Below are 23,174 nucleotides of genomic sequence, written 5' to 3'. Positions count from 1 at the left end.
CCGTATCAGGCAGCCCCACCAAATGCACCGCAGGCAACCCGCGCCCGATATCCGCCTCGATCTCCACTATCTGCCCGTCCACACCACTGACCGCAACAGAATGCGCCCGCCCCAACGCCATCAGAACGCATCCACAAAATGCTCGACCGAAGGCACGCCGTCCCGGCCGATCAACACCGCCACCACATCGAAACGGACCCTCGACCACGACCGGCCCGAATCAGTGAGCCAGTGCATCGCCAACCCCCGAATCCGACGCTGCTTCGCGAACGTCACCGACTCCGCCGGACTCCCGTACCCGGCACCCGAGCGAGTCTTCACCTCCACGAACACAATTCGATCACCGGACGTCGCAACAACATCCAACTCGCCGTACCGACAACGCCAATTGCGTTCGACAATCTCCAAACCCGCATCAATCAGGAACTCGACAGCCACATCCTCGCCCCGAGCCCCCAACGCCATATTCCTCGCCATCACAGCCCCCACCACTCACACCCCGCGCCCGCCCCATACGAACCGCGTCCCAACCACCACCCTCGACCCACCACCACAAAACCAAGCCACCCGAAAACAACCTGATGACAACTCAGAACCTGTGGAATTCGGCAGCGCGACACACCAACGGCGACCCGAAACCTGACAATTTTCTGAAATCAGCCACATCTTGGACGAAAGTCCAGTAGAACTAGTTACAGTTTTGCTCAAACCGTCACGCACCCCGCTGAATGGAGTTCTACATGGCCCGCCGCTCACTTCGCCACGCAGTAGCAACCACGACATCCCTCGTTCTCATCGCCGCCGGCGTCACTGTTGGACTTGGTGCTTCGGTGGCACAAGCAGCGCCGGCCTGCGCGCTCAACCAGTCGGTCACCGACGATTGGCCCGGCTCCGTCTGGACGCCCTATACCGTCAGCAAGGAGGTTGTCGGCGACGGCAAGGTCGCAGCGGGTCAGACGGTCACCTACATCACCAAGGTTTCCGGTTCGGGAGCCCTCGTCAACGAGATCCGCGATTTCCATCCGGCGGGATTCCAGCTGGTGAAGGCTCGTCTGAACGTCAAATGGCTTATCGGCGACCAGAAGTGGGACGACGTCACCAAGACCGCTGTAGTCGGGAATGACTCCGTAATCGCCAAGGGCGGCGGATGGACCACGGCGGGCGGTGGCGTCATCGCTTTGGAAACCACCTACAAGGTTCCCGACAACGCCGTCGTCGGCACGCAGCTCGACAGCGGCGCCGGCACCAACATTGTGCTCGCGGGCGGAAACTGGAACATCAATCCGATGGGCGTGTGTGTCACCATCCGGCAGCCGAACCCCGTCGAGGCGGGCGCCGGAAGCCTCGAGGACATGGGCTTCGGCTCACTCAACTCCGGATCGGGCCAGGTATTCGGTTCCCTCACCGACCCGCAGGGGTCGATGACCAATGTCATCAGCGGTGTCCTGGGCAATGTGCTCGGCAACATGAGCTGACTCAGTTCGGATTAGAACATGGGCCGAGCCACCAGCGCATGCTGGTAGCTCGGCCCATCTCTACGTTGTCGAACAACGCTTTGCCATCAACCGAGTTCAAGAAATCATCAGCAAATCACCGCATCAGCTTTCACGCCGTACCTGGCGGGTGTCGTACCAAAAGTTTCGCGAAATGCGGCGATGAACCCACTACTGGTTCGGTAACCCACCTGCGGGGCAACGTCGTTGACGCCCTCACCCCGCGCGAGCATCTCGAGTGACGCATACATGCGTGCTCGAGTTCTCCACTGCCCGAAGGTAATCCCGGTATCGGCGACAAAGGCACGCATCAAGGTCTTGGAACTGACCCCGAGTTCGCCCGCCCACTCCCCCAGCGTCCGTGAGTCTGCCGGATCGGCAAGGATGCGGGCAGAAACCGAACTCGCCGCAGCATTGCGAGGAACCGCAAGGACGTCGTGCCGTTCGGGCGCGGCAGCAAGAATGTCGTAGAGCAACTCCTGACTCATCAACCGCCGAGCATCGTCGATGGTCCGGTCGGCGAGATGGCGCAGCAATTGAGCGGACAGAGTATCGACTTCGAGAACAAGTGGCTGAGTCCACCGCGGCCCGGCAGGGCGTAGATCCGGACGTGCATAGGCCGCAATCATGCACCCCTCCGTCAGAAGTGTCATGTCGTGGAGAACGGTGCCCGGCAACCAGACCAAGTGCTCGCTGTGCAGGTGCCACACATTGCCTCCGGCAGCGATCTGCATCGTCCCTTCACTCATCCAGGCGATCTGATGCTCGGGGTGTCGATGAGCTCCGTACGCAGTCACTCCGTCGACGACGTTGGTGTAGACCTGAAAATCTTTGAATGTCCGTCCGCGACTATCGGGCAGCGCTAGCAAGGACTTTGGACGAGTCGAGTACTCGATAGTGGACATTTTGCGTCTTTCTGGGCGTATCCGAGTCCATCCTGAAGGATGGACCGACGATCTTGCAAAGGTTAGCCTCACTTTATTGCTGACGCGACCAGTTCAGCACTTCACGCGGAACTCAGATCACTTCGCCCACCACTTCGAAGGAGCATGCACGTGCCCTCACATAGCACCCGAATCCTCGCCGCCTTATTCACGACGGCCGCGATCATCGGGTTCTCGACCGCCTGTGGAACCTCGCAAGGCGTCGACACCGCATCAGCGACCCAGAGCAACGACGCATTCCCCGTGACGATCGAGCACGCACAGGGTTCGACGACAATCGATGCCGAACCGCAGCGGGTAGTGACACTCGGATACACCGATCACGAACCACTGCTCGCCTTGGGAGTCGAACCCGTAGGCATGGCCGAATGGTGGGGGTCCGGCATGGATGAAAGCTGGCCGTGGACGAAGAATTACTGGAAGGGGAAAACTCCGACCTACATCAACAGCGGCGGAGACTTCAACTTCGAGCAAATCGCCTCCCTCGCACCAGATCTGATCCTCGCGCTGTACGCCGACATCGACACGGAAACCTACAAGAAGCTGACCTCGATTGCGCCGACTGTCGCGCAGAGCAAGGACTACGACGCGTACACAACGCCGTGGACCGACATGACGCTCACCGCCGGGCGCGCCCTCGGCAAAGGACCACAAGCTCAGCAACTGATCACGGATACCGAAAACGCGTTTGCCGCCGCCCGCGCTGCACACCCGGAGTTTGCCGGGCAAACCGCAACGATCGTCAACCTCGACACTCCCGAGGGCTACGTGTTCTCGTCGCACGACCCACGCGGCATTTTCCTCTCGTCACTCGGGTTCACCCTCCCCGCGACCGTCGACGCATTCGTCGGCGACCAGTTCGGCGACTGGATGCCGAACGAGCGATACGACATCCTCGAACCCGTTGATCGTTTGATCGTGATGGCCGACCCGGAGGGAGAGAAGGCCCTCGCCGGCAACACGCTCTACCAGCGACTACCCGCCGTGAAGAGTGGAAATGCGATGGTCGTGCGGTACACCGCAGATCCACCCGTCGGCGCGGCGATGTCCGGCAATACCGTCCTGAGCATTCCGTATGCCATCGACCAACTGACAGCCACGTTGTCGAAGTAAACTACAGGGCGGGTATCGAAAATATGTTCGAAGAGTGTTAGCCTCGGGGTCAGGAAGCACTCACGGACATCGAGGATCACCATGGACGAGGTACCGGACACCGCGTTAGATCTGGCTCGACTGGTCGACGAGCTGACGGTTCTCGACCAGCGACGCGTCGACATCGGCGAGAGTTTGGTTCATCTCGAGTACCTCTACTCCCAGATGGGCGCACGGCAACAAGCAGATGCTGCCCGAAAAGCCTTCCAGGAGAAGTACGTCGGACGAATCTACGAACTCGCAGACGGCCTGCGAACCTGAAAAGGGGTTGCACACAACCACTGACCGAGCGCATGGTCATTCCTGCACGACACACCGGACCGATCGGTTCGGCTGTGAACTATGTGGGAGAAATCTGATGGAGAAGATCACCAAGAGGCTGTGGAACTGGGCATCGATACTCGACGAGAACACTCGCGAGCAAGCGCTGCGTACGTCCCAGATGCCTTTTGTCCGTCCACATCTGGCGCTTATGCCGGATGCGCACCTCGGTGCGGGAGCGACGGTGGGTTCGGTCATTCCGACGGAAGGCGCAATCATGCCCGCCGCCGTCGGAGTCGATATCGGCTGCGGAATGATCGCGGTCAAAACCCAGTTCAGCGCACGCGACCTTCAAGGCCGCGACCTGACCGTACTTCGCCACAGCATCGAACGCTCCGTCCCGCTCTCGGCAGGTGTCTACAACAAGACGCTGAGCGACACGGCGAAAATCCGCATCGCAGAACTCGAGGCGATGGCGGGCGATCGTCTGTCCTTCTACGACAAGTTCAAGAACGACTGGAGGTTTCAGCTCGGAACGCTGGGCTCTGGTAACCACTTCATCGAGGTGACGCTCGACGAGAGCGACGGCGTCTGGCTGTTCCTGCACTCGGGAAGCCGCGGTATCGGAAACAAGCTCGCGCAGCATCACATCAAGATCGCCAAGGACTTGTGCGAGCGGTGGTACATCAACCTTCCCGATCCGGATCTTGCCTACCTGGTCGAGAAGACGCCCGAATTCGACTCGTACATCACCGATCTCAACTGGGCTCAGCACTTCGCTTTGCTCAACCGCGAAGAGATGATGGACCGCGTCGTGAAGGACTTCGCGCATTTCATGGGAGACGGCACGCCCGCGATCATCGACGAAGTCGAGCGGATCAACTGCCACCACAACTTCACCCAGAAGGAGTTCCACATGGGCAGGGGTGTGTGGCTGAGCCGTAAGGGTGCGATCAAGGCAGACGAGGGCACGCCCGGGCTCATCCCCGGTTCGATGGGGACGGCGAGTTACGTCGTCGTCGGGAAGGGAAACGTACCGTCGTTCAAGTCCAGCCCCCACGGCGCGGGTCGGGTGTACGGACGTAACCAGGCACGCAAGACCTTCACCATCGAAGATCTCGACAAGGCAATGGTCGGGATCGAATACAAGCGTTCCGCGGCGTTCCTCGACGAGATCCCGGGTGCGTACAAGGACATCGACGTCGTGATGGACGACGCGAAGGACTTGGTCGAGATTCGACACACGCTGCGTCAGATTGTGAACGTCAAGGGCCACTGACCCCGCACAACTCCGCGAAATACGAAGTGCCCCGCCGATATCGGCGGGGCACTTCGTTGTCGAGATCAGTTTGGCAAGCGCAGATCAGTCAGGAAGGCGCAGATCCGGCTTGTCCAGCTCTTCGATGTTGACGTCCTTGAAGGTCACGACGCGTACGTATTTCACGAATCGCGCCGGGCGGTACATGTCCCACACCCAGGCGTCGGACATCCGCAGCTCGAAGTAGATCTCCCCGTCTGAATTGTGGGGCAGCAACTCGACCGTGTTGGCCAGGTAGAAACGTCGTTCGGTCTCCACGACGTAGGAGAACTGTCCGACGATGTCCCGGTATTCACGGTAGAGCGACAGCTCCATCTCGGTTTCGTACTTCTCGAGATCCTCGGCACTCATCGGTTTAGCCAGTCCTCCCAGTTCGTCTGAACGTCCATCATCCCGTACGGCCCGCGCGTTGTTCCAACCGGACTCCCGCAGCCACCACGTTGGCATAGGTCATGCGGTGCTCGGGGCACGGCCCCAGCGCGTCGAGTGCGTCCATGTGCAGTGGCGTGCTGTATCCCTTGTGAATCGCGAAGCCGTATCCCGGATGAGTGTCGTCCATCTCGGTCATCACACGATCTCGGGTCACCTTCGCGAGAACGCTTGCCGCGGCGATGCATGCAGCGGCGCCGTCACCGCCGATGACTGGTAGCGACGGAGCCGTCAGACCCGGAACCCGGAACCCGTCGGTGAGAACGTAGCCCGGTTCGAGATCGAGGCCCGCGACTGCTCGACGCATCCCCTCGATGTTGGCGACGTGGATGCCGATCTGATCGACTTCCGCAGCGGGAACAGAGATGACACTCCACGCCAACGCCAAGCGCTTGATCGCCGGGAAAAGCTCCTCGCGCGCACGTTCGGTCAGCTTCTTCGAATCGTCGAGCCGCGCGAGGGCTGCTTGCGGTTTCGGCGCCAGGACACACGCTGCAATGACAAGTGGACCAGCGCACGCTCCGCGCCCGGCCTCGTCGACGCCGGCCACCGGACCGAGTCCGGTTCGCGCCAACGCAGACTCCATCGTCCGCAGACCTGCCGATCTGCGAATGACAACGCGAGGGGGCCAACTACTCACTGTCTCTGCCTACTCGGAACTACGCGAATCCATGTGTGCGGTCCGACAACTCAGTTGCCCTGAATATCAGGCGCATCGATGCCGCCCATTCGCGACGGGGGAAGAACGATGAAACGAGCTTGACCGATGATGTTGTCGATCGGGACGGTTCCCTGGAACTCGTCGTCGACGTGGTAGCGCGAGTCGGCGGAATTGCTGCGGTTGTCACCCATGACCCACACGTGGCCCTCGGGAACGGTGATCGGTCCGAAGCAGCGGCCCGACTTCAATTCGGTGTCACACGTTTGCGTTCCCGGAGTGAACGGGAAATCCATCTTGATGTACGGCTCGTCGAGCGGCTTGCCGTCGACCAGGACTCGGCCCTGCTCGTCGCAGCATTCGACGGTCTGGCCGCCGGTAGCGATCACTCGCTTGACCAAGTCGTTCTCGTCCGGCGGAACGAGGCCGACCCACGAACCGACCTCTTGAATGCCGCGGACGACAACGTTGTCGGACCGATTGGACACATATTTCGTGTTCCACGAATCGGGTCCCTTGAAGACGACGACGTCGCCAGGTTCCGGATCGCCGAAGCGGTATCCGATCTTCTCCACCACGATGCGGTCACCGGTACATCCCGCACAGCCGTGCAGTGTCGGTTCCATCGACTCGGATGGGATGAGAAAAACTCTGAAGACAAATGCCTGAAGGACGATGCTGAGTACCAGCGCTACGCCGATCAGAACAGGGAGTTCTCGCAGAAACGATCGCTGTTTCTTCTGCGGCCGATGTGAGGTCGGTTCCGCGGAACCGCTTGATCCCTCGTGATTCTCGGGTCCGGACGACAATGCCTGCTCCTTCGAAGAATCTGCCACAGAAACCAGATTAGCCCGACACCGCGCGTACGCGGTGCCGGGCTCATCGGAAAGATCAGCGCTTTTCCTTGATCTTCGCCTTCTTGCCACGAAGCTCACGGAGGTAGTACAGCTTGGCGCGACGGACGTCACCGCGGGTCAGAACCTCGATGGAGGCCAGCGTGGGGCTGTGAACCGGGAAGGTGCGCTCGACGCCGACGCCGAAGGAGACCTTACGGACGGTGAAGGTCTCGCGAACGCCGCCGCCCTGGCGACGAATAACGACGCCCTTGAAGACCTGCACGCGCTCCTTGGAGCCTTCGATAACCTTGACGTTCACGTTGAGCGTGTCGCCGGGACGGAACTCGGGGATGTCGTCGCGGAGCGACTTTTTGTCCAGGAAGTCCAGGGTGTTCATATGTCATCCTTGTATTTCGCAGGAGCAGAGGAACCGAGCGGCACGCGTTTCGGTCTCCCGAAACGGCGCTCGTCTGGTTCGTGCCCAGATCAAGTGCTGCTGCCTGGTCCAGGCAACCCGTCCATTGTGCCAGACGCGGATACCAGCGGGGAAATCGGTGGCGGCGGAGCTGCGTGGATGGTGTGGTCCAGTTCCTGCTCGGCCGCGGTCATCGCATGTTCGACGCTCGGCGATCCGGCAATCAGATCCTGGACGTAGATCTTGGCCCGGATGACGGGCCGACGCCATTTCCGTTCACGTTCGAGCGCGCGGTTCATCCGTTTCGGCTTGCGCGTGTACCGCCAGCGAGCCCACGGCGCACCCGGCCGGCTCAGGCGGACCGCTCCGATTACCAGCAACGGGAAAACGAACAGACCGACGAGCCCCGTCCAGATCTTCCCCTTGAGAATCACGATGGCTGCCAAGGCGAAGTTGATCAACGCGACGAAAACGAAGACCAACTTGATCCACGGATCGCGTTCTTCACGGAATCCGGCAACGTCGAGAAGTTCGAGCGGGCGGAAACCCAGCAGCACCAGGCCGGTCACGGCGATCGCGACGAAGACCGCATCCACCGAGGTCCGACCTTGTTCGGACCAGTACACGTCCTTCAGATAGAAGATCAGTGCGAACTCGTCGAGCACCAACGCCGCACCCATACCGAAGATCGCCGCCAGGACGGCACCGGTGGTCTGCGAACCATCGACGTAGACCGCGATCAACGCACCACCGGAGATCATCATGGCGATCACACCGAACACGACGTGATGCACATGCTGGCCTCCGGGCGCGATGTTGCCCGGCCACCATTTCACTTGCGCGCGAATCATCCGGACGCTGAGGCGGATGAAAAGGAAGGCGGACAGGAACCCGAGCAGGAAGAACAGCAACGGCAATCGGCCATGGGCGATGATCTCGCGCTCGAGCCACTCCCGCATCACTGTCCTCCCTTCACCGAATTCATGATCCGACCCTGATCGGATTCATACCGCCAACCGACTCGATTGTGACGATACGGACTTCGAAAACCCGGCGGACGGATTTACTTGCCGAAGCCCGCCTTGCGCAGAGCGTCGGCCATCGACCCGGCAGCAGGCGCGCGGTTGTCCGGTCGCTGCTCGCGTCCGCCCTGGCGTCCGCCATTTCCTCGTTGCTGACCCTGCCCCTGACGCTGGCCCTGCGGCTGGCCCTGACGCTGGGGTTGCCCACCTCGCTGGCCTTCGGACGTGCGGGGCGCTCCCACCTCGTCGTCGAGACGAAGCGTCAGCCCGATGCGTTGGCGTGCCTCGTCCACTTCGAGGACCTTCACCTTGACGACGTCACCTGACTTGACGACCTCGCGTGGGTCCTTGACGAAGTTGTGTGACATCGCCGAGACGTGAACCAGACCGTCCTGATGAACTCCGATGTCGACGAAGGCACCGAAGGCTGCGACGTTGGTGACCACGCCTTCGAGGGTCATGCCGGGCTTGAGATGCGCGACCTTCTCGATACCTGCGGCAAAGGTTGCGGTCTTGAATTCGGGTCGTGGATCTCGTCCCGGCTTCTCCAACTCGGAGATGATGTCGGTGACGGTCGGTAGACCGAATCGCTCGTCGACGTAGTCGGACGCCTTGACCGATCGAAGTGCCTGCGAGTTTCCGATCACGGTGCGCACGTCCCCGCCTGCACTCGCAACGATCTTGCGAACCACCGGATATGCCTCCGGGTGGACGCTCGACGCGTCGAGAGGGTCGTCGCCGTCGGTGATCCGCAGGAAGCCTGCGCACTGCTCGAATGCCTTGGGTCCCAGGCGGGAGACATCCTTGAGACCCTTGCGGGATTTGAACGGACCGTTCTGGTCCCGATGCGCGACGATGCTCTCTGCAAGGGATCCTGCAATTCCGGACACCCGAGCAAGCAGCGGCACGGACGCGGTGTTGACGTCGACGCCGACCGAGTTGACGGCATCCTCGACGACGGCGTCGAGGGAACGCGAGAGCAGCGATTCGGTGATGTCGTGCTGGTACTGACCGACGCCGATGGACTTGGGATCGATCTTGACCAACTCCGCCAACGGATCCTGCAGGCGACGCGCAATGGACACCGCACCGCGAATCGAGACGTCGAGGTCGGGAAGTTCCTGCGACGCGTAGGCCGAAGCCGAGTACACCGATGCGCCTGCCTCGGAGACGACGATCTTGGTCAGGTTGGGCGCGCCGGTCTTCTTGATCAGTTCGGTAGCGAGCGTGTCGGTCTCGCGTGAGGCCGTGCCGTTGCCGATGGCGATCAGCTCGACGCCGTGTTCGGCGACCAGTCCGGCAAGCGTCGCGAGAGCCGCGTCCCACTTGTTCTGCGGCTGGTGCGGGTAAATCGTCTCGTAGGCAACAACTTTGCCGGTTCCGTCGACGACGGCAACCTTCGTTCCGGTGCGGAATCCGGGGTCGAGTCCCATGGTGGGTCGGGCGCCGGCGGGAGCTGCGAGGAGTAGATCCTTGAGGTTGGTGGCGAAGACGTCGACGGCGTCCTTTTCGGCCGACTGCCGCAGACGCATCCGAGTGTCGATACCGAGCGTGACGGCGAACTTCGTTTTCCACGCCCACTTGACGGTGTCGAGAAGCCACCCGTCGGCGGCCCGACCACGGTCGGCGATCTCGAACCGCGACGCGATGCGGCCTTCGTAGACCGTGCGCTCCCCCGGCGCGAGTTCTTCGGTGTCTGCCGCCATGTTGAGCGACAGCACTTCTTCCTTCTCGCCGCGCAGGACGGCGAGGATGCGGTGCGAGGGCAATTTGGAGAACGGTTCCGAGAACTCGAAGTAGTCAGCAAACTTCGAGCCATCGGTTTCCTTGCCCTTGCGGACCGAGGCGACGACCTGGCCGCGATTCCACATCAGCTCACGCAATTCACCGACCAGATCGGCGTCCTCGGCGAAGCGCTCGACGAGGATCGACCGGGCACCGTCGAGCTGCTCGTCCGAATACTGCGCGGGATCGGTGGTGGGATCTCCGATGAGAGCATCGGCGACGGGCTCGTGGCCGGCCTCGCGGGCGATCTGCGCCTTGGTGCGCCGCTTCGGCTTGAAGGGGAGGTAGATGTCCTCCAGCCGCGCTTTCGTCTCGGCCAGCATGATCTGACCGCGCAGTTGATCGTCGAGTTTGCCCTGAGAGTCGATCTCCGTGAGCACGGCGTCACGACGGTCGTCGAGCTCGCGGAGATACCGCAGCCGCTCGTCCAGGAGTCGCAGCTGGGCGTCGTCGAGCGTGCCGGTGACTTCCTTGCGGTACCGGGCGATGAAGGGCACCGTGGCTCCGCCGTCGAGAAGGTCGACTGCTGCTGCAACCTGGCCTTCGCGGACGTCGAGTTCCTCGGCAATGCGCTGGTTCACGGTCTTGAGAATCACGAGATCCGACCCTACCGCTATCCTGAGACAAGAAGATCGGCAACAGTGCCGTGTCAGGGCTACCGGGGGAAACAAATGAGTACGCGGTACGTCCGGATTGCCGCAATGGTGGCCGCAGTTACTTTTGCGGCTTCGTGCAGCGGTGGACAGAACCCGGATGATCCGATGCAGACCCCCGCCTTTCCCGACACCAATGTTCCGGTAGCCGAGACCCTCGACGGCCGTCTGGGACAGGCTCAGGTAGCTGCGCTCGGGCGTGGTGCGGACGTCTCCATCGCCATCCTCGACCGCTCCTCGGACAAGTACCTCGACGTCGCCGGTGACCAGCAGATCGAAACAGCCTCGGTGGCAAAACTTTTCATCGCCGAGGATCTACTTCATCAGGATGCGCGCGGTGAGCGACCCATCACGGACGACGATCGCACCCTCATGGCGGCGATGCTCGAATCCTCCGACGACACCGCAGCCAACCTCCTGTGGGACGAGGTCGGCGGCCAAGAGGTGATCACCCGCGTCGCCGAGCGTTACGCACTGACCGCGACGACGCCGCCCTGGGACGGAATGTGGTGGAACACCGAGACCACGACACGTGACCTGGTCACCTTCTACAGCGGTGTCCTCGACGACTCCGATCAACTCGGACCTGAACGGGTCGAGCAGTTCGTCGAGTACCTGCGGCAATCCACTCCCGAAGGAACCGACGGTTACGACCAGAGATTCGGCCTGCCCGAGGCCTTGTTCGGCGAGCCCGTCATAGGAGTCAAACAGGGCTGGATGTGCTGTGTCGAGGACAAGTGGATCCATCTGTCCACCGGCATCGTCGGTGACGACAACCGATACATCATCGCGATCGGTTCGCGAGAAGACGTCCAGTACACGGATGAGGACAGCTTCTATCCCGACACCTCGTTCACCGATGCCGTCGACGACGAAAGTGCACTGCACGCACGCGACACGGTCACCGGCGTCACGCAGATTCTCTTCCCGAGCGGAAGCATCGACGACTGGGCAGCGGCATCCACGACCGCGGATTCGGCGATGCCCGAAGCTTCCGGGCCCTGATTCGATCCACGCGGTCGTGTTCGTCCTCAAGCCTGCTTGTACTCGAGCACCGAACCGATGACACGGTCCTGTTGTTCGAACGTGAGCATGGGCCACAGCGGCAGTCGAAGGATCGACGCGGAGAACTCGGCACTACGCACGCACGGCTGCGGTGTTCGTCCGTAGCGCACACCGGCCGCACTCGTATCGAGCGGAACGTAGTGGAACGGCGCCACGATTCCGTCACCGGCAAGGTGCCGAATCAAGCCGTCACGGCTCTCTTCGGTCGGCATCTTGAGATAGAACAGGTGCGCAGTGTGCTCGCGATCATCGGGCACCGCCATGGGCACGACACCGTTCGCGGCCGCCCACTCGCCCAGACTCACGCTGTAGGCATCCCAGACGCGATGCCTGGCCGCCTGAATCGCGTCGAACTCGGAGAGTTGTGCGTCGAGGACGGCGGCATTGAGTTCACTGGGCAGATAACTCGACCCGATGTCCTGCCACGAATACTTGTCGACCTGCCCGCGCAGGAAACGCGCACGGTCGGTCCCCTTCTCACGGATGATTTCGGCGCGAGTCATCAACTGATCGTCGGAGAGCAACAGCGCGCCGCCCTCACCGCAGTGAACGTTCTTGGTGTCGTGAAAACTCTGCGTTCCGATAGTTCCGATGGTGCCGAGCGAGCGCCCGCGCCACTTTCCGCCGAGTCCGTGAGCGTTGTCTTCGATCAACGCAACGCCGTGGAGTTCCGCGAGGTCGAGGAGAGGTTCCATGTCCGCGGCGACTCCGCCGTAATGCATGACCAGTACAGCTTTGGTGCGTTCGGTGATCGCCGCCGCGACGCACGCCGGGTCGATGTTGCCGGTACTCGGATCGATGTCGACGAAAACAACAGTGGCCCCGCGCAACGCGACGGCGGTCGCCGCCGAACTGAACGCGAAGCTCGGAACTATTACCTCGTCGCCCGGGCCCAATTCGAGCAGCAGCGCACCCAATTCGAGTGCATGCGTGCACGAGGTGGTCAGCAGAGCATGCGTGGATCCGGTGATCGCCTTGAGCGCTGCAGTCGCGGACTTGGTGAAACGTCCGTCACCGTGAATGTGGTCGGACTCCAGAACCGTTGCCAGATTCGACAATTCGTTCGATGCCCGATAGGGGCGGGAGAAGATGATGCGATCAGTGCTCACGACTACGCCGATCGATCGAGGTTCCGGGCCGCGGGGAGTCGACAGTCAGATACAGCGGCTTTCCGACAAGGACGTGCAGTGCCACACCGAGATATTCGGCAATGAGCCCGAGCGAGAACAGAATCGCACCCGAACAGACCAGCAGCGCCATGATGATCGACGCCCATCCTTCGGGATCATTGTTGTCGCCGGTCATGGCCCCGATGAAGATCACCGCGGCCATGATCACGCCGGCCGACGCCAGGGTGACTCCGAGCAGGCTGACCAGCCGCAGACCGCGTGTTCCGCTACACAACACCATCTTCCAGAACAACGAGAACAAACGGCGGTAGTTGTACCCGGATTCTTCGCGGCCTTCGGCTCGAAGTGTCACCGGCGCCGTGGCCGTGTTACCGACAACCCACGTCAGCGCAACGTCCAGATACACGCCGTTGGCCGCGACGCCGGCCAACTGTCGGCCGATGTCACCGCGGATCAGGCGATAACTTTCGAATCTCGTCGAATCAGGGAACGCGAATACCGTCGCCAAGACGATCTTTGCGCCGCGCGAGGTCAGGTTCCGCAAGAATCCGTGCGGGCGTGTGTTCGTGGGTTTGGAATACACGAGATCGGATCGCTCCGTCAGCGCGGTGTCGAGGAAAGCCCCGATGTGCACCGGGTCGTGCTGGCCGTCCTCGTCCATCGTCACGATCCACTGTCCAGTTGCAGCGGCCATGCCGGCGATGGTCGCCGCGTCCTGGCCGTAGTTGCGGCTGAGCCACACGACACGCACCTGCTCGAAACGGCGCTCCAATTCGAGTAACACGACGTCGGAGCGGTCCGGGCCGTTGTCGTGAACCAGCACGATCTCGTCGACGGAGAACTGCGCACCACCGGGCGTCGCACTCGGTGTGCCCAGGCCGTCCAACTCCTCGACGAGCGCCGTGATCGTCTTTTCGCCCTGATAAACGGGCACTACGACGGAAATCGAGTGCACTCGCTTCCACTCCCTTCAGGGGGCTCGACTGGCGCCGAGAGACAGGCACGATCGGGCCCACACCGTCGCGAACTTTAACACGCAGAGATGTCTTGACTTCGGATGCCGGCGGCGCGTGACGCGCTCGCGTCTCCGTACGCCCCACCTGCCCTGTTAAGGTCTGGAACTCGTGGTGGAAACTCGCACTCTCGCCCGGGCAGACGTGTACAAGTGGGGCGCCGTCACGGCGATCGGTGTCATCGCCGGTTATCTGGCCGTGGTGCTCGCGAATGCTCGTCACTTCTACACCGACGACACCGAGTCCCAATACGCGCCGCTGTGGGTCATGCTCGGCCGCAGTCTGCGAGAAGGACACCTCCCGGTGCTCGTCCCCGAGAACTGGATGGCGGGCAACTACGCGATCGAGGAAGCAGGCCTGCTCAATCCACCGCAACTCCTGATCGACCTGATCGCACCGTCCTTCGACAACCTGGCGTTGTACGCGACGATCGTGAAGTTGATCTTCGCGATCATCCTTGCACTCGGCGTCTATCGGATCTGCCTCGAGTACGGCTCGAAGCCCACGTGGGCTGCCGTCGCCGGCGTCTCGATTCCGTTCACCGGTTTCCTGCTGTTCTTCGACTCGGCCAGTTGGATGACTGCCTTCACCGGCACTGCCTGGATGGTTCAGGCGTGGGCGTCGGCAATCCGCTACGCCCGAGGTAAGAGCGGTCCGATCCCGACCTTCGTGTTCTTGTATCTCGCGATGTCGGTCCAATATGTTTTCCCCGCAGTCGAATCCGGCTTGATGATCGGCGCGGTCGCAATCGGCGAAGTTGTCTATCAGCGGCGTTGGCTGCCGTCACTGCGGCTTCTGGCGGTGTCCGCGTGTGCCGCTCTGGCCGGTCTCGCGACGTATCTGCCGAGCCTGCTCACCGCGGACGTCACCTGGCGCGGTGCATCCGAAGTCAAGAACGACGCATTCCTCGCCGTCCCGTGGTCGGAATCGCTGAACGCGAGCCTGCCGAGCACGATGCCCGCGTTCACCTCGTGGTGGGGATACATCCAGACCATGCCCATGGTCTACATCGCCTGGTTCCTCATACCCGCCCTGGCATTCATCGACTGGGGCAAGGCACGCGCCGCGGCACGCGAATTGACCGCCGTCGGGATCTTCACGGTCGCAGTCCTCATGTGGACTGCCGGGCCGAGCACGATCGGCCCACTGCGGTGGCCCGCGCGCGTACTTCCGATGGTGGCCATCGGACTCCTGCTTCTGGTGTGCATCCTGCTCGGGCGTTACGCCACGACCGACAAGTTGCGCGGGCGCTGCGTTGCAGCGGGAATCCTCGTGGGCCTGCTTCTGATTCGGTCAGCCTCGGCAGCTCCCGGGCTCGCGAAATGGCATGTGATCTCAGCCCTGCTCGTTGCCGCACTCGGCGCCGCGATGATCTGGCTCGGCCGTACCAAAGGCACCGCTTTCGCATGCCTCGTAGCGATCGTCGCGGTCTCCCCCATCGCGTACGCCCAGGTTCGGGCCGCGCAACCAACCCCGATGAGCTGGAACCTGCCCGAATCCCGCTCGGAGATGAAAGAGGCCTTCCCCGACTTCGAAGGCACGACACTGCAACTGGGCGACCGTGCGCTCATCGCCCCCGGGGACAAAACCCTCGACGGAGCGTACGGTTCCCTGGCTTTCGGCAACTACCCCAAAGACCTCGAACTGACCTACACCAGCGGCTACACCCCCAACGGGCACTTCTACTTCGGTGACCTGCTCTGCATGCGCTGGGACATGAGTGTCTGCCCCGACGCCTTCCGACGCGCATTCACCGTCGAACCCACCACCGGCCGCACCATCGTCGACCTGATGAACGTGGACCGCGTCGTACTGCAGAACGCTCTCTACCCCGATGCACGCAAGAACCCGGCTCCCGACGGATGGAAATGGGTCGACTACCCCGGACACGAGAACTACATCTCGGTACTCGAACGCGTCGACGGCCCCGTCTCGACACGCAACGGACGCATCGCCGACGCCCACGGCGTCGAGGCTACGTCGATCGCGGAATCGAACATGTCGAGCACCCTTCGTGTCAGTTCGGAGACCGGCGGCAAGGTTGTGTTCGCACGGCTCGGCTGGCCCGGATATCGGGCAAGCATCGACGGTCAGCCTGTCCCGATCGACGTCGTCGCGAAGTCCTTTGTCACCGTGGACATTCCCGCCGGGACGAAGGACGCAGAGCTTGTCCTGACGTGGCGTCCCCCGGGATGGAAGGTCGGCGGCGCTTCGATGGTCGCCGGAGTCCTCGGACTCGGCGTGCTCGAGTGGATGTATCTGCGGACCCGACGCAAGGACGGGATCAACACCGTGAAAACCGAGTCTTCATGACCGAAGACATCGCATCACCCGAGAATCCCGGCCCACTGCTTCGGGTGGTCAAGCATCAACCCATCGCATTTGCCATTGTCGGAGTGGCTAATACGGCGATCGGATACGTGCTCTTCGTGATCTGGACACTGATCCTCGACAACAAGGATCTGTATCAAGTGGCTGTGATCGGCGCGTACTCCATCAGCGTCCTCATCGCTTTCGTTCTGCATCGGACTCTCGTTTTCCGCGTCCGCGGACATGTGGCACGCGACCTGGGAGCGTTCATCGTCGTCAATTCCGGTGGCCTGGTGCTGAATCTGATACTCGGAACAATCGCGGTGTCGATTCTGCATGCCCCGCCGCTTCCCGCCCAGGCGGTTGTCATGCTGATCGTTGCCGGTGTGAGCTTCTTCGGTCATCGATACTTCTCGTTCCGCCGCAAACCTGCCGAACGACACTGACCTTCTACGATTCGCGGGGTAACGCTCGATCCACCGCCGCCTCGACGATCGTCCGAATATCTTCCTCTCCGAACAGGTCCGGCAATGTGAGTCGATCCAGTGCGAGCCAGTTCAGCGACAAATAGAGCAGGCGAACGGTCATCGCATCACCCGGCACGCCCGACGCCAGATGATTAGCTACGTTCAGATCGAAGTCTTCTCGGATGCGGACGGTCAGCACCGCTCGCAGGTCCGGTCGACGCGTCGCCTCCAGTCGCAACTCCATGAGCGCGAGGAAACCCGTTCCGAACGAGGTGACGCGCTCGACCACGTCGAGCATGAGCGTCACCAGGCGCTCACGATCGGTGCCGTTGACGGGATCGATCATCCCTTCGAGGTCCTCCGGAATCAGTCGCTCGTAGATCCGGCCACCCGCTTGAGTGAGCAGGTCGTCGCGATTGGAGAAGTAGTTCGACGCTGTCCCGTTCGGCACTGCTGCCTGGGCGTCGACGGCTCGAAACGTCAAGCCTCGAGCACCCTCTCGGGCCAACACCTCGATTGCCGCGTCGATCAGGGCAAGCCGGCGTTCCGGGTTCTTTCGCACTTGACATCACTCCTGACACGACCCTAAGTTAAACCACTACAAACATAGTACTACGAACGGAGCGTTATATGCGAAAGCTTGTGTACTACGTGGGAGCTTCCCTCGACGGATACATCGCGGGGCCTGGTGGCGAATTCGATTTCCTCCCGGTCTCCGAACAGATCACGGCCTGGATATGCGATCGATATCCTGAAACCGTGCCAACGCATGTGCGGCCCGCTCTCGGAATCGAGGACGCGCCCAACAGGACCTTCGACACGGTCGTCATGGGCCGCGGCTCCTACGAGCCCGGGCTGGCCGCCGGAGTGAAAAGCCCCTTCGCGCACCTGCGTCAGTTCGTCGTCTCCACAACCATCCCTGACGCCGAGGATCCCCCCGTCACCATCGTTCGCGCCGATCCGCTTGGGGTAGTCAGATCTCTCAAAGAGGAAGAAGGACAAGATATCTGGCTGTGTGGCGGCGGAACTCTCGCCGGCGAACTACTACCGGAGATCGACGAGTTGATCATCAAGAGGTATCCGGTAGTCGCCGGCGCAGGCATACCGATGATCAGAGGTAACTTCGAGCCGACACCGTTCACACCGACTACAACCGAATCGCTCGACGACGGCGCAAGCATCACCTGGTTGAAGCGAAATACCTAAGGAAGAAGATCCGGTCGACGCTCGGCCGTGCGCTGCAGCGACTGCTCATGGCGCCACGCTTTGATCTTCGCGTGATCACCGGAGAGAAGCACCGGCGGAACTTCGAGGTCGCGCCACACAGCCGGGCGAGTGTAGCTAGGCCCTTCGAGAAGGCCGTCGGAAAACGAATCCTCTTGGTGTGAAAGCTGATTGCCGAGAACGCCGGGCATCAGTCGCACGACAGCCTCGACCATCACCAGCACCGCTGCTTCGCCGCCGATCAGGACGTAATCGCCGATGCTGACTTCTTCGACTCTGACCCGCTTGGCGGCGTCGTCGAAAACCCGTTGATCGATACCTTCGTATCGGCCGCAGGCAAACACAAGGTGCTTGGCGTTGGACCAGCGGTGCGCGGTCTCCTGGGTGAACGGAACGCCGGCGGGAGTGGGCACCACCAGAATGGTCTCGGCATCATCGGGGCCGGAAGAATCGGAGCGCCCGATCACGTCGTCCAGTGCCGGGCCCCAGACGGTGGGTTTCATGACCATGCCGGGTCCGCCGCCGTACGGGGAATCGTCGACGGCTTTGTGTACGTCATGGGTCCACGACCGCAGATCGTGGACGTCGACCGAGATCAAGCCGCGTTCGATTGCCTTGCCCAGCAAGGCAGCACGAAGCGGTTCGAGATACTCGGGAAAGATGGTGACTACATCGAGACGCATGACAAGCGATCAGTCGCTGTCGGCGTTCGAATTGTCGCTGTTCGACTTGTCACCGAAGTCCGGGTCGAGCAGTCCCTCGGGGGGCTCGATCACCACGACGCCGTCGGCGATCGACACCGAGGTGACGATGGCGGCGACAAACGGGATCAGCAATTCGCCGGATGCCTCACCGGTACGGCGAATCGAAAGCAATTCGCCTGCGGCGGAATGCAATACCTCGATGACCGAACCGACCTCGGCACCGTCCGTGAGGACGACCTTCAGTCCTTCGAGTTCGTGATCGTAGAACTCGTCCGGATCATCCGAAGGCTCGAGTTCGGAACTGTCGATGACAAACAGTGTGCCGCGCAACGCATCTGCGTCGCCACGGTCACTGACGCCTTCGAGGCGCAGCAGAAGCCGCCCGGAATGATCCCGGGCGGCTTCCACTGTGTACGACTTCAGTGTGGACTCGCGCGGCTTGCGCCCACGCAGCACGGAACCTACGGCAAAACGATCTTCGGGCTCGTCTGTACGAACCTCGACTACCAATTCACCTTTGATGCCATGCGACTTCGCGACACGACCGACTACGAGTTCCACCTGTTTACTGCCGTCTACTGATCGGTGTCGACGACATCAACACGGATACCGCGGCCACCGATGCCGGAGACCAAGGTCCGCAGAGCGGTCGCCGTGCGACCACCCCGACCGATGACCTTGCCGAGATCGTCTGGGTGCACGTGCACCTCGACGGTCCGTCCCCGACGTCCGGTGATCAGCTCGACGCGCACATCGTCGGGATTGGCGACGATGCCACGCACGAGATGCTCTACCGCATCAGCGACGACGGCACTCACTTGTCAGCAGCCTCGGCGTCTGCAGCGGGAGCCTCGGCGTCAGCCGCGGTGTCTTCTGCCTTGGCCTCGTCAGCCTTTGCAGCCTTCTTCTTCTTGGGGGTGATTGCTTCTGCAACCGGCTCGTTCTCGGCCTGCGCGAGCGCAGCCTGGAAGAGCTCGAGCTTGGTGGGCTTGGCTTCCTTGACGCGCAGGGTGCCTTCGGTGCCCGGCAGGCCCTTGAACTTCTGCCAGTCACCGGTGATCTTGAGGAGTGCCTCGACGGGCTCGGTGGGCTGTGCGCCCACGGACAGCCAGTACTGAGCGCGCTCGGAATCGATGTCGATCAGCGAGGGCTCTTCCTTGGGGTGGTACTTGCCGATGGTCTCGATCGCACGGCCGTCACGACGGGTGCGCGAGTCGGCGATGACAACGCGGTACTGAGCGTTGCGGATCTTGCCGAGGCGGGTGAGCTTGATTTTGACAGCCACAGCTGCAGTTCTCCTTCAGCGCGCACAACAGTGCTGCGCATGTCACGTGCAATTCAGCGACCCACACGATTTGTGAGCCCGGTTTTGCCTCTATCCTGTGACCGTCGCAGCGGTACGTAACCGGTTGCGACGAACAATGGTCCATTGTGCCAGATGGGTGGGCTCGTTCGGAAACCACCCTGTGCGCGCTTCGAGAGAGCGGGGACTCCCTAACCACTCACGGGGGTTCCGCGGAGGATCACACGCATCGGCTTCGCGAGCACATCGGGGTTTCCGCGCGGATCTTCGGAATAAACCACCAGGTCGGCGGGCGCTCCTTCTTCGATCCCCTGCGCACCCAGCCAACTCCGCGCGTCCCAGCAGGCTGCGCCCAGCGCCTGATGCGCCGTCAAACCGGCAACTTCGAGTTCGGCGATCTCGTCGGCGATCCGCCCGTGCCTGATCGATCCGCCGGCATCCGTTCCGGCATAGATCGGAATCCCGGCCTCGTGAGCGGCACCGATCGTCCGATGTCGACGAGCGTGCAGATCCCGCATGTGCGCCGCGTAGATCGGATACCGCGTGGCAGAGTCCGCGATCTCGGGGAAAGTTGCGATGTTGATCAGCGTCGGAACCAAGGCCGTGCCGTGCGCGACCATCAACTCGATGGTCGCGTCCGTCAATCCGGTGCCGTGCTCGATGCAGTCGATGCCGGCGTTGATCAGGCCGGGCAGAGCATCCTCGGCAAAGACGTGAGCGGTGACCCTTGCGCCTTCGGCATGGGCGGCAGCGATGGCCTCGACCAGAATCTCGTCGCTCCACAACGGGGCGAGGTCACCGATGGAACGATCGATCCAGTCCCCGACGAGCTTGACCCAACCGTCACCGGCGCGTGCCTGACGCACCACCTCGGCCGGCAACTGAGATTCGTCGTCCAGGTCGACCGGCAGGCCCGGGATGTACCGCTTCGGTGCTGCGATGTGCTGACCTGCGCGAATGATCCGCGGCAGATCGAGGCGCTCGTCGATGAACCTGGTGTCGACCGGCGATCCGGCGTCGCGGAGCAACAGCACGCCCGCGTCACGTTCGGTCTTCGCCTGCCCCAGCAAGCCGTCGACGGTTTCGCCCCCGCCACCGCCGTAGCGGATACCGACGTGACAGTGCGCATCCACGAGACCCGGTGTGATCCAACCCGATTCGACGATCGTCTCCGCACCGGACACCGGCTCGAAGGAAATCACCCCGTCGACGATCCACAATTCGATCGGCTCGGCATCGGGCAGACCGATACCCCGCAGATGAAGCGCAGCCACCGACTACTTCTTGGGCAGCTTGAGCTGGGAGAGATCGATGCCTTCCAGTCCGGGCGGCAACTGATCGAGACCCTTGGGCATGTTCGACAGGTCGGGCATGCCGGCCGGCATTCCGCCGGGCATACCCGGGAATCCGCCCATGCCGGGGAATCCTCCGCGCATCTTGGGCTGCGTCGGGCCCTTGCCGCCCTTCTTGCCCTTCTTGCCCTTCTTGCTGCGAACCTGCTTACGCGCGCCGGGCATGCCCATACGGCCGGCCATGGCAGCCATCATCTTGCGGGCTTCGAAGAAACGATCCACCAACTGGTTGACGTCGGAAACCTTGACGCCCGAACCGTTCGCGATGCGCAGTCGGCGTGAGGCGTTGATGATCTTCGGATCGTCGCGCTCGGCCGGCGTCATACCGCGGATGATGGCCTGAATGCGATCGAGTTGCTTCTCGTCGACGTTGGCCAGCGCGTCCTTCATGCCGCCGGCACCCGGCAACATACCGAGGAGGTTGCCGATCGGGCCCATCTTGCGGACGGCCATCATCTGATCGAGGAAGTCTTCGAGGGTGAGCTGACCGGAACCGATCTTCGCTGCGGTCGCTTCGGCCTGATCGGCGTCGAAAACCTGCTCGGCCTGCTCGATGAGGCTCAGGACATCGCCCATACCGAGGATCCGGCTGGCCATGCGATCGGGATGGAAGACGTCGAAGTCTTCGAGCTTCTCGCCGGTGGAGGCGAAGAGGATCGGCTGGCCGGTGACCTCGCGGACGCTCAGCGCGGCACCACCGCGGGCGTCGCCGTCGAGCTTGGTGAGGACGACACCGGTGATGCCGACTCCCTCACGGAACGCGTCGGCCGTGCTGACCGCGTCCTGACCGATCATGGCGTCGAGGACGAAGATGGTCTCGTCCGGGTTGACGGCGTCACGGATACCGGCGGCCTGCGCCATCAGCTCCGAGTCGATACCGAGGCGACCGGCGGTGTCGACGATCACGACGTCGTAATGCTTGTTGCGTGCTTCTTCGACGCCGGCGCGGGCGACCTCGACGGGGTCGGCTGCGGACACGCCCAGTGCGTTCTCGCCGCCGCCGATGGAGGTACCGGGATGCGGCGCGAAGACTGCGGCGCCTGCACGCTCACCGACGATCTGAAGCTGAGTGACGGCGCCGGGACGCTGAAGGTCACAGGCGACGAGGAGGGGCGTGTGCCCCTGATCCTTGAGCCACTTGGCCAACTTTCCGGCCAGCGTGGTCTTACCGGAACCCTGCAGACCGGCCAACATGATGACCGTCGGCGGAGTCTTGGCGAACTGCAGTCGACGAGTTTCGCCGCCGAGAACCTCGACCAGTTCTTCGTTGACGATCTTGACGACCTGCTGAGCCGGGTTCAGTGCACCCGATACCTCGGCGCCCTTGGCGCGTTCCTTGATCTTGGCGATGAAGCTGCGCACTACGGGAAGCGCGACGTCGGCCTCGAGCAGGGCAAGGCGGATCTCGCGGGCCGTAGCGTCGATGTCGGCGCCGGACAGACGACCCTTGCCACGCAGATCCTTGAGAGATCCGGTCAATCTGTCGGAAAGGGATTCGAACACCGAGTGCGCTCCTGAAGGTCGTGCGAGTTAGCCGTGGATATTCTCGGGCACCAGCCTAGCCGCTACGCCCGCACCGATCCCAGCCGATGCGGGCGTAACTGCCGAAACCGGTCCGTCAATCCTCTTTCTTCTTGGGT

At 62.2% G+C, this 23,174-nt stretch carries 25 protein-coding genes; 8 read left to right on the top strand and 17 right to left on the bottom strand.

What is annotated here, in order from left to right; genetic code table 11:
• Nucleotides 1–120: 120 nt before the first annotated feature.
• The gene (locus A2J01_RS10960) at nucleotides 121–477 is read right to left on the bottom strand and encodes a YraN family protein (protein WP_064112687.1); all 357 of its coding nucleotides are present in this window, start codon (nucleotides 475–477) and stop codon (nucleotides 121–123) included.
• A 263-nt stretch (nucleotides 478–740) separates the two neighbouring features.
• Between A2J01_RS10960 and A2J01_RS10955 the strand changes: the two genes are divergently transcribed.
• Nucleotides 741–1,475 carry a hypothetical protein gene (locus tag A2J01_RS10955; RefSeq protein ID WP_064112686.1) on the top strand — a complete coding sequence of 245 codons (735 nt, stop codon included), beginning with the start codon at nucleotides 741–743 and terminating at the stop codon, nucleotides 1,473–1,475.
• Nucleotides 1,476–1,582: 107 nt separating this feature from the next.
• On the opposite strand, the gene A2J01_RS10950 is transcribed toward A2J01_RS10955, so the two are convergent.
• Nucleotides 1,583–2,398, bottom strand: a complete 816-nt coding sequence (locus A2J01_RS10950; RefSeq protein ID WP_064112684.1) for a helix-turn-helix transcriptional regulator — start codon at nucleotides 2,396–2,398, stop codon at nucleotides 1,583–1,585.
• A gap of 144 nt (nucleotides 2,399–2,542) precedes the next feature.
• On the opposite strand from A2J01_RS10950, the gene A2J01_RS10945 reads away from it, so the two are divergent.
• The 3 genes from A2J01_RS10945 to A2J01_RS10935 all read left to right on the top strand — a co-directional run bounded on the left by A2J01_RS10945 (nucleotide 2,543) and on the right by A2J01_RS10935 (nucleotide 5,129).
• Nucleotides 2,543–3,550, top strand: coding sequence for an iron-siderophore ABC transporter substrate-binding protein (locus tag A2J01_RS10945; protein WP_030535438.1), 1,008 nt, complete (start codon nucleotides 2,543–2,545; stop codon nucleotides 3,548–3,550).
• A gap of 81 nt (nucleotides 3,551–3,631) precedes the next feature.
• Complete coding sequence (locus tag A2J01_RS10940) at nucleotides 3,632–3,850, top strand: hypothetical protein (protein WP_003942716.1); 219 nt, start codon at nucleotides 3,632–3,634, stop codon at nucleotides 3,848–3,850.
• Between the two features lie 97 nt (nucleotides 3,851–3,947).
• The gene (locus tag A2J01_RS10935; RefSeq protein ID WP_064112683.1) at nucleotides 3,948–5,129 is read left to right on the top strand and encodes an RtcB family protein; all 1,182 of its coding nucleotides are present in this window, start codon (nucleotides 3,948–3,950) and stop codon (nucleotides 5,127–5,129) included.
• 84 nt (nucleotides 5,130–5,213) lie between these two features.
• Here A2J01_RS10935 and A2J01_RS10930 read toward each other — a convergent pair whose 3' ends face one another.
• The 6 genes from A2J01_RS10930 to A2J01_RS10905 all read right to left on the bottom strand — a co-directional run bounded on the left by A2J01_RS10930 (nucleotide 5,214) and on the right by A2J01_RS10905 (nucleotide 10,909).
• Nucleotides 5,214–5,519 (bottom strand): DUF2469 domain-containing protein, encoded by a 306-nt coding sequence (locus A2J01_RS10930; RefSeq protein ID WP_003942715.1) that lies wholly within the window; start codon nucleotides 5,517–5,519, stop codon nucleotides 5,214–5,216.
• A gap of 37 nt (nucleotides 5,520–5,556) precedes the next feature.
• Nucleotides 5,557–6,237 (bottom strand): ribonuclease HII, encoded by a 681-nt coding sequence (locus A2J01_RS10925; RefSeq protein WP_076948478.1) that lies wholly within the window; start codon nucleotides 6,235–6,237, stop codon nucleotides 5,557–5,559.
• 50 nt (nucleotides 6,238–6,287) lie between these two features.
• Entirely contained in the window at nucleotides 6,288–7,091 is an 804-nt protein-coding gene (gene lepB / locus A2J01_RS10920; RefSeq protein WP_172403453.1) for a signal peptidase I, read from the bottom strand.
• A 55-nt stretch (nucleotides 7,092–7,146) separates the two neighbouring features.
• Nucleotides 7,147–7,488: a 50S ribosomal protein L19 gene (gene rplS, locus A2J01_RS10915; protein WP_003942791.1), complete on the bottom strand. Its 342-nt coding sequence runs from the start codon at nucleotides 7,486–7,488 to the stop codon at nucleotides 7,147–7,149.
• A gap of 89 nt (nucleotides 7,489–7,577) precedes the next feature.
• Nucleotides 7,578–8,465 (bottom strand): hypothetical protein, encoded by an 888-nt coding sequence (locus A2J01_RS10910; RefSeq protein WP_003942742.1) that lies wholly within the window; start codon nucleotides 8,463–8,465, stop codon nucleotides 7,578–7,580.
• A 104-nt stretch (nucleotides 8,466–8,569) separates the two neighbouring features.
• On the bottom strand, nucleotides 8,570–10,909 hold the full coding sequence (locus A2J01_RS10905; RefSeq protein ID WP_064112682.1) for a Tex family protein: 2,340 nt from the start codon (nucleotides 10,907–10,909) through the stop codon (nucleotides 8,570–8,572).
• Between the two features lie 75 nt (nucleotides 10,910–10,984).
• On the opposite strand from A2J01_RS10905, the gene A2J01_RS10900 reads away from it, so the two are divergent.
• Nucleotides 10,985–11,971 carry a serine hydrolase gene (locus A2J01_RS10900; RefSeq protein WP_007729299.1) on the top strand — a complete coding sequence of 329 codons (987 nt, stop codon included), beginning with the start codon at nucleotides 10,985–10,987 and terminating at the stop codon, nucleotides 11,969–11,971.
• A 26-nt stretch (nucleotides 11,972–11,997) separates the two neighbouring features.
• Here A2J01_RS10900 and rffA read toward each other — a convergent pair whose 3' ends face one another.
• Both rffA and A2J01_RS10890 read right to left on the bottom strand, forming a co-directional pair.
• Complete coding sequence (gene rffA / locus A2J01_RS10895) at nucleotides 11,998–13,140, bottom strand: dTDP-4-amino-4,6-dideoxygalactose transaminase (protein ID WP_003942806.1); 1,143 nt, start codon at nucleotides 13,138–13,140, stop codon at nucleotides 11,998–12,000.
• On the bottom strand, nucleotides 13,130–14,116 hold the full coding sequence (locus A2J01_RS10890) for a glycosyltransferase (protein ID WP_003942691.1): 987 nt from the start codon (nucleotides 14,114–14,116) through the stop codon (nucleotides 13,130–13,132). Before A2J01_RS10890 ends, rffA begins: the two co-directional genes overlap by 11 nt.
• Before the next feature lie 172 nt (nucleotides 14,117–14,288).
• Between A2J01_RS10890 and A2J01_RS10885 the strand changes: the two genes are divergently transcribed.
• Together A2J01_RS10885 and A2J01_RS10880 are read left to right on the top strand one after the other, a co-directional pair.
• Nucleotides 14,289–16,487: a hypothetical protein gene (locus A2J01_RS10885; protein ID WP_064112685.1), complete on the top strand. Its 2,199-nt coding sequence runs from the start codon at nucleotides 14,289–14,291 to the stop codon at nucleotides 16,485–16,487.
• A complete protein-coding gene (locus tag A2J01_RS10880) occupies nucleotides 16,484–16,930 on the top strand; it encodes a GtrA family protein (RefSeq protein WP_030535434.1) in 447 nt (148 codons plus the stop codon). Before A2J01_RS10885 ends, A2J01_RS10880 begins: the two co-directional genes overlap by 4 nt.
• Nucleotides 16,931–16,934: 4 nt before the next feature.
• On the opposite strand, the gene A2J01_RS10875 is transcribed toward A2J01_RS10880, so the two are convergent.
• Nucleotides 16,935–17,513 carry a TetR/AcrR family transcriptional regulator gene (locus tag A2J01_RS10875; RefSeq protein WP_042450812.1) on the bottom strand — a complete coding sequence of 193 codons (579 nt, stop codon included), beginning with the start codon at nucleotides 17,511–17,513 and terminating at the stop codon, nucleotides 16,935–16,937.
• Nucleotides 17,514–17,581: 68 nt separating this feature from the next.
• On the opposite strand from A2J01_RS10875, the gene A2J01_RS10870 reads away from it, so the two are divergent.
• On the top strand, nucleotides 17,582–18,157 hold the full coding sequence (locus tag A2J01_RS10870; RefSeq protein ID WP_064112681.1) for a dihydrofolate reductase family protein: 576 nt from the start codon (nucleotides 17,582–17,584) through the stop codon (nucleotides 18,155–18,157).
• Here the strand turns inward: A2J01_RS10870 and trmD are convergent.
• The 6 genes from trmD to ffh all read right to left on the bottom strand — a co-directional run bounded on the left by trmD (nucleotide 18,154) and on the right by ffh (nucleotide 23,037).
• Nucleotides 18,154–18,858, bottom strand: a complete 705-nt coding sequence (trmD, locus tag A2J01_RS10865) for a tRNA (guanosine(37)-N1)-methyltransferase TrmD (RefSeq protein WP_003942745.1) — start codon at nucleotides 18,856–18,858, stop codon at nucleotides 18,154–18,156. The two genes, A2J01_RS10870 and trmD, sit on opposite strands and share 4 nt — an antisense overlap.
• Before the next feature lie 9 nt (nucleotides 18,859–18,867).
• Nucleotides 18,868–19,440 carry a ribosome maturation factor RimM gene (rimM, locus tag A2J01_RS10860; RefSeq protein WP_054802159.1) on the bottom strand — a complete coding sequence of 191 codons (573 nt, stop codon included), beginning with the start codon at nucleotides 19,438–19,440 and terminating at the stop codon, nucleotides 18,868–18,870.
• A 14-nt stretch (nucleotides 19,441–19,454) separates the two neighbouring features.
• On the bottom strand, nucleotides 19,455–19,697 hold the full coding sequence (locus tag A2J01_RS10855) for an RNA-binding protein (protein WP_003939023.1): 243 nt from the start codon (nucleotides 19,695–19,697) through the stop codon (nucleotides 19,455–19,457).
• Nucleotides 19,694–20,164 carry a 30S ribosomal protein S16 gene (rpsP, locus tag A2J01_RS10850; protein ID WP_003942818.1) on the bottom strand — a complete coding sequence of 157 codons (471 nt, stop codon included), beginning with the start codon at nucleotides 20,162–20,164 and terminating at the stop codon, nucleotides 19,694–19,696. Before rpsP ends, A2J01_RS10855 begins: the two co-directional genes overlap by 4 nt.
• A gap of 209 nt (nucleotides 20,165–20,373) precedes the next feature.
• Nucleotides 20,374–21,456 carry an amidohydrolase family protein gene (locus A2J01_RS10845; protein WP_064112680.1) on the bottom strand — a complete coding sequence of 361 codons (1,083 nt, stop codon included), beginning with the start codon at nucleotides 21,454–21,456 and terminating at the stop codon, nucleotides 20,374–20,376.
• A gap of 3 nt (nucleotides 21,457–21,459) precedes the next feature.
• Complete coding sequence (gene ffh, locus A2J01_RS10840; protein ID WP_003942713.1) at nucleotides 21,460–23,037, bottom strand: signal recognition particle protein; 1,578 nt, start codon at nucleotides 23,035–23,037, stop codon at nucleotides 21,460–21,462.
• Between the last annotated feature and the right edge of the window lie 137 nt (nucleotides 23,038–23,174).

Origin of the sequence: Rhodococcus sp. EPR-134 (assembly GCF_001647205.1) — a bacterium.
Classification (GTDB): domain Bacteria; phylum Actinomycetota; class Actinomycetes; order Mycobacteriales; family Mycobacteriaceae; genus Rhodococcus_F; species Rhodococcus_F qingshengii.
This window is presented reverse-complemented; position numbering and strand designations above follow the sequence as displayed.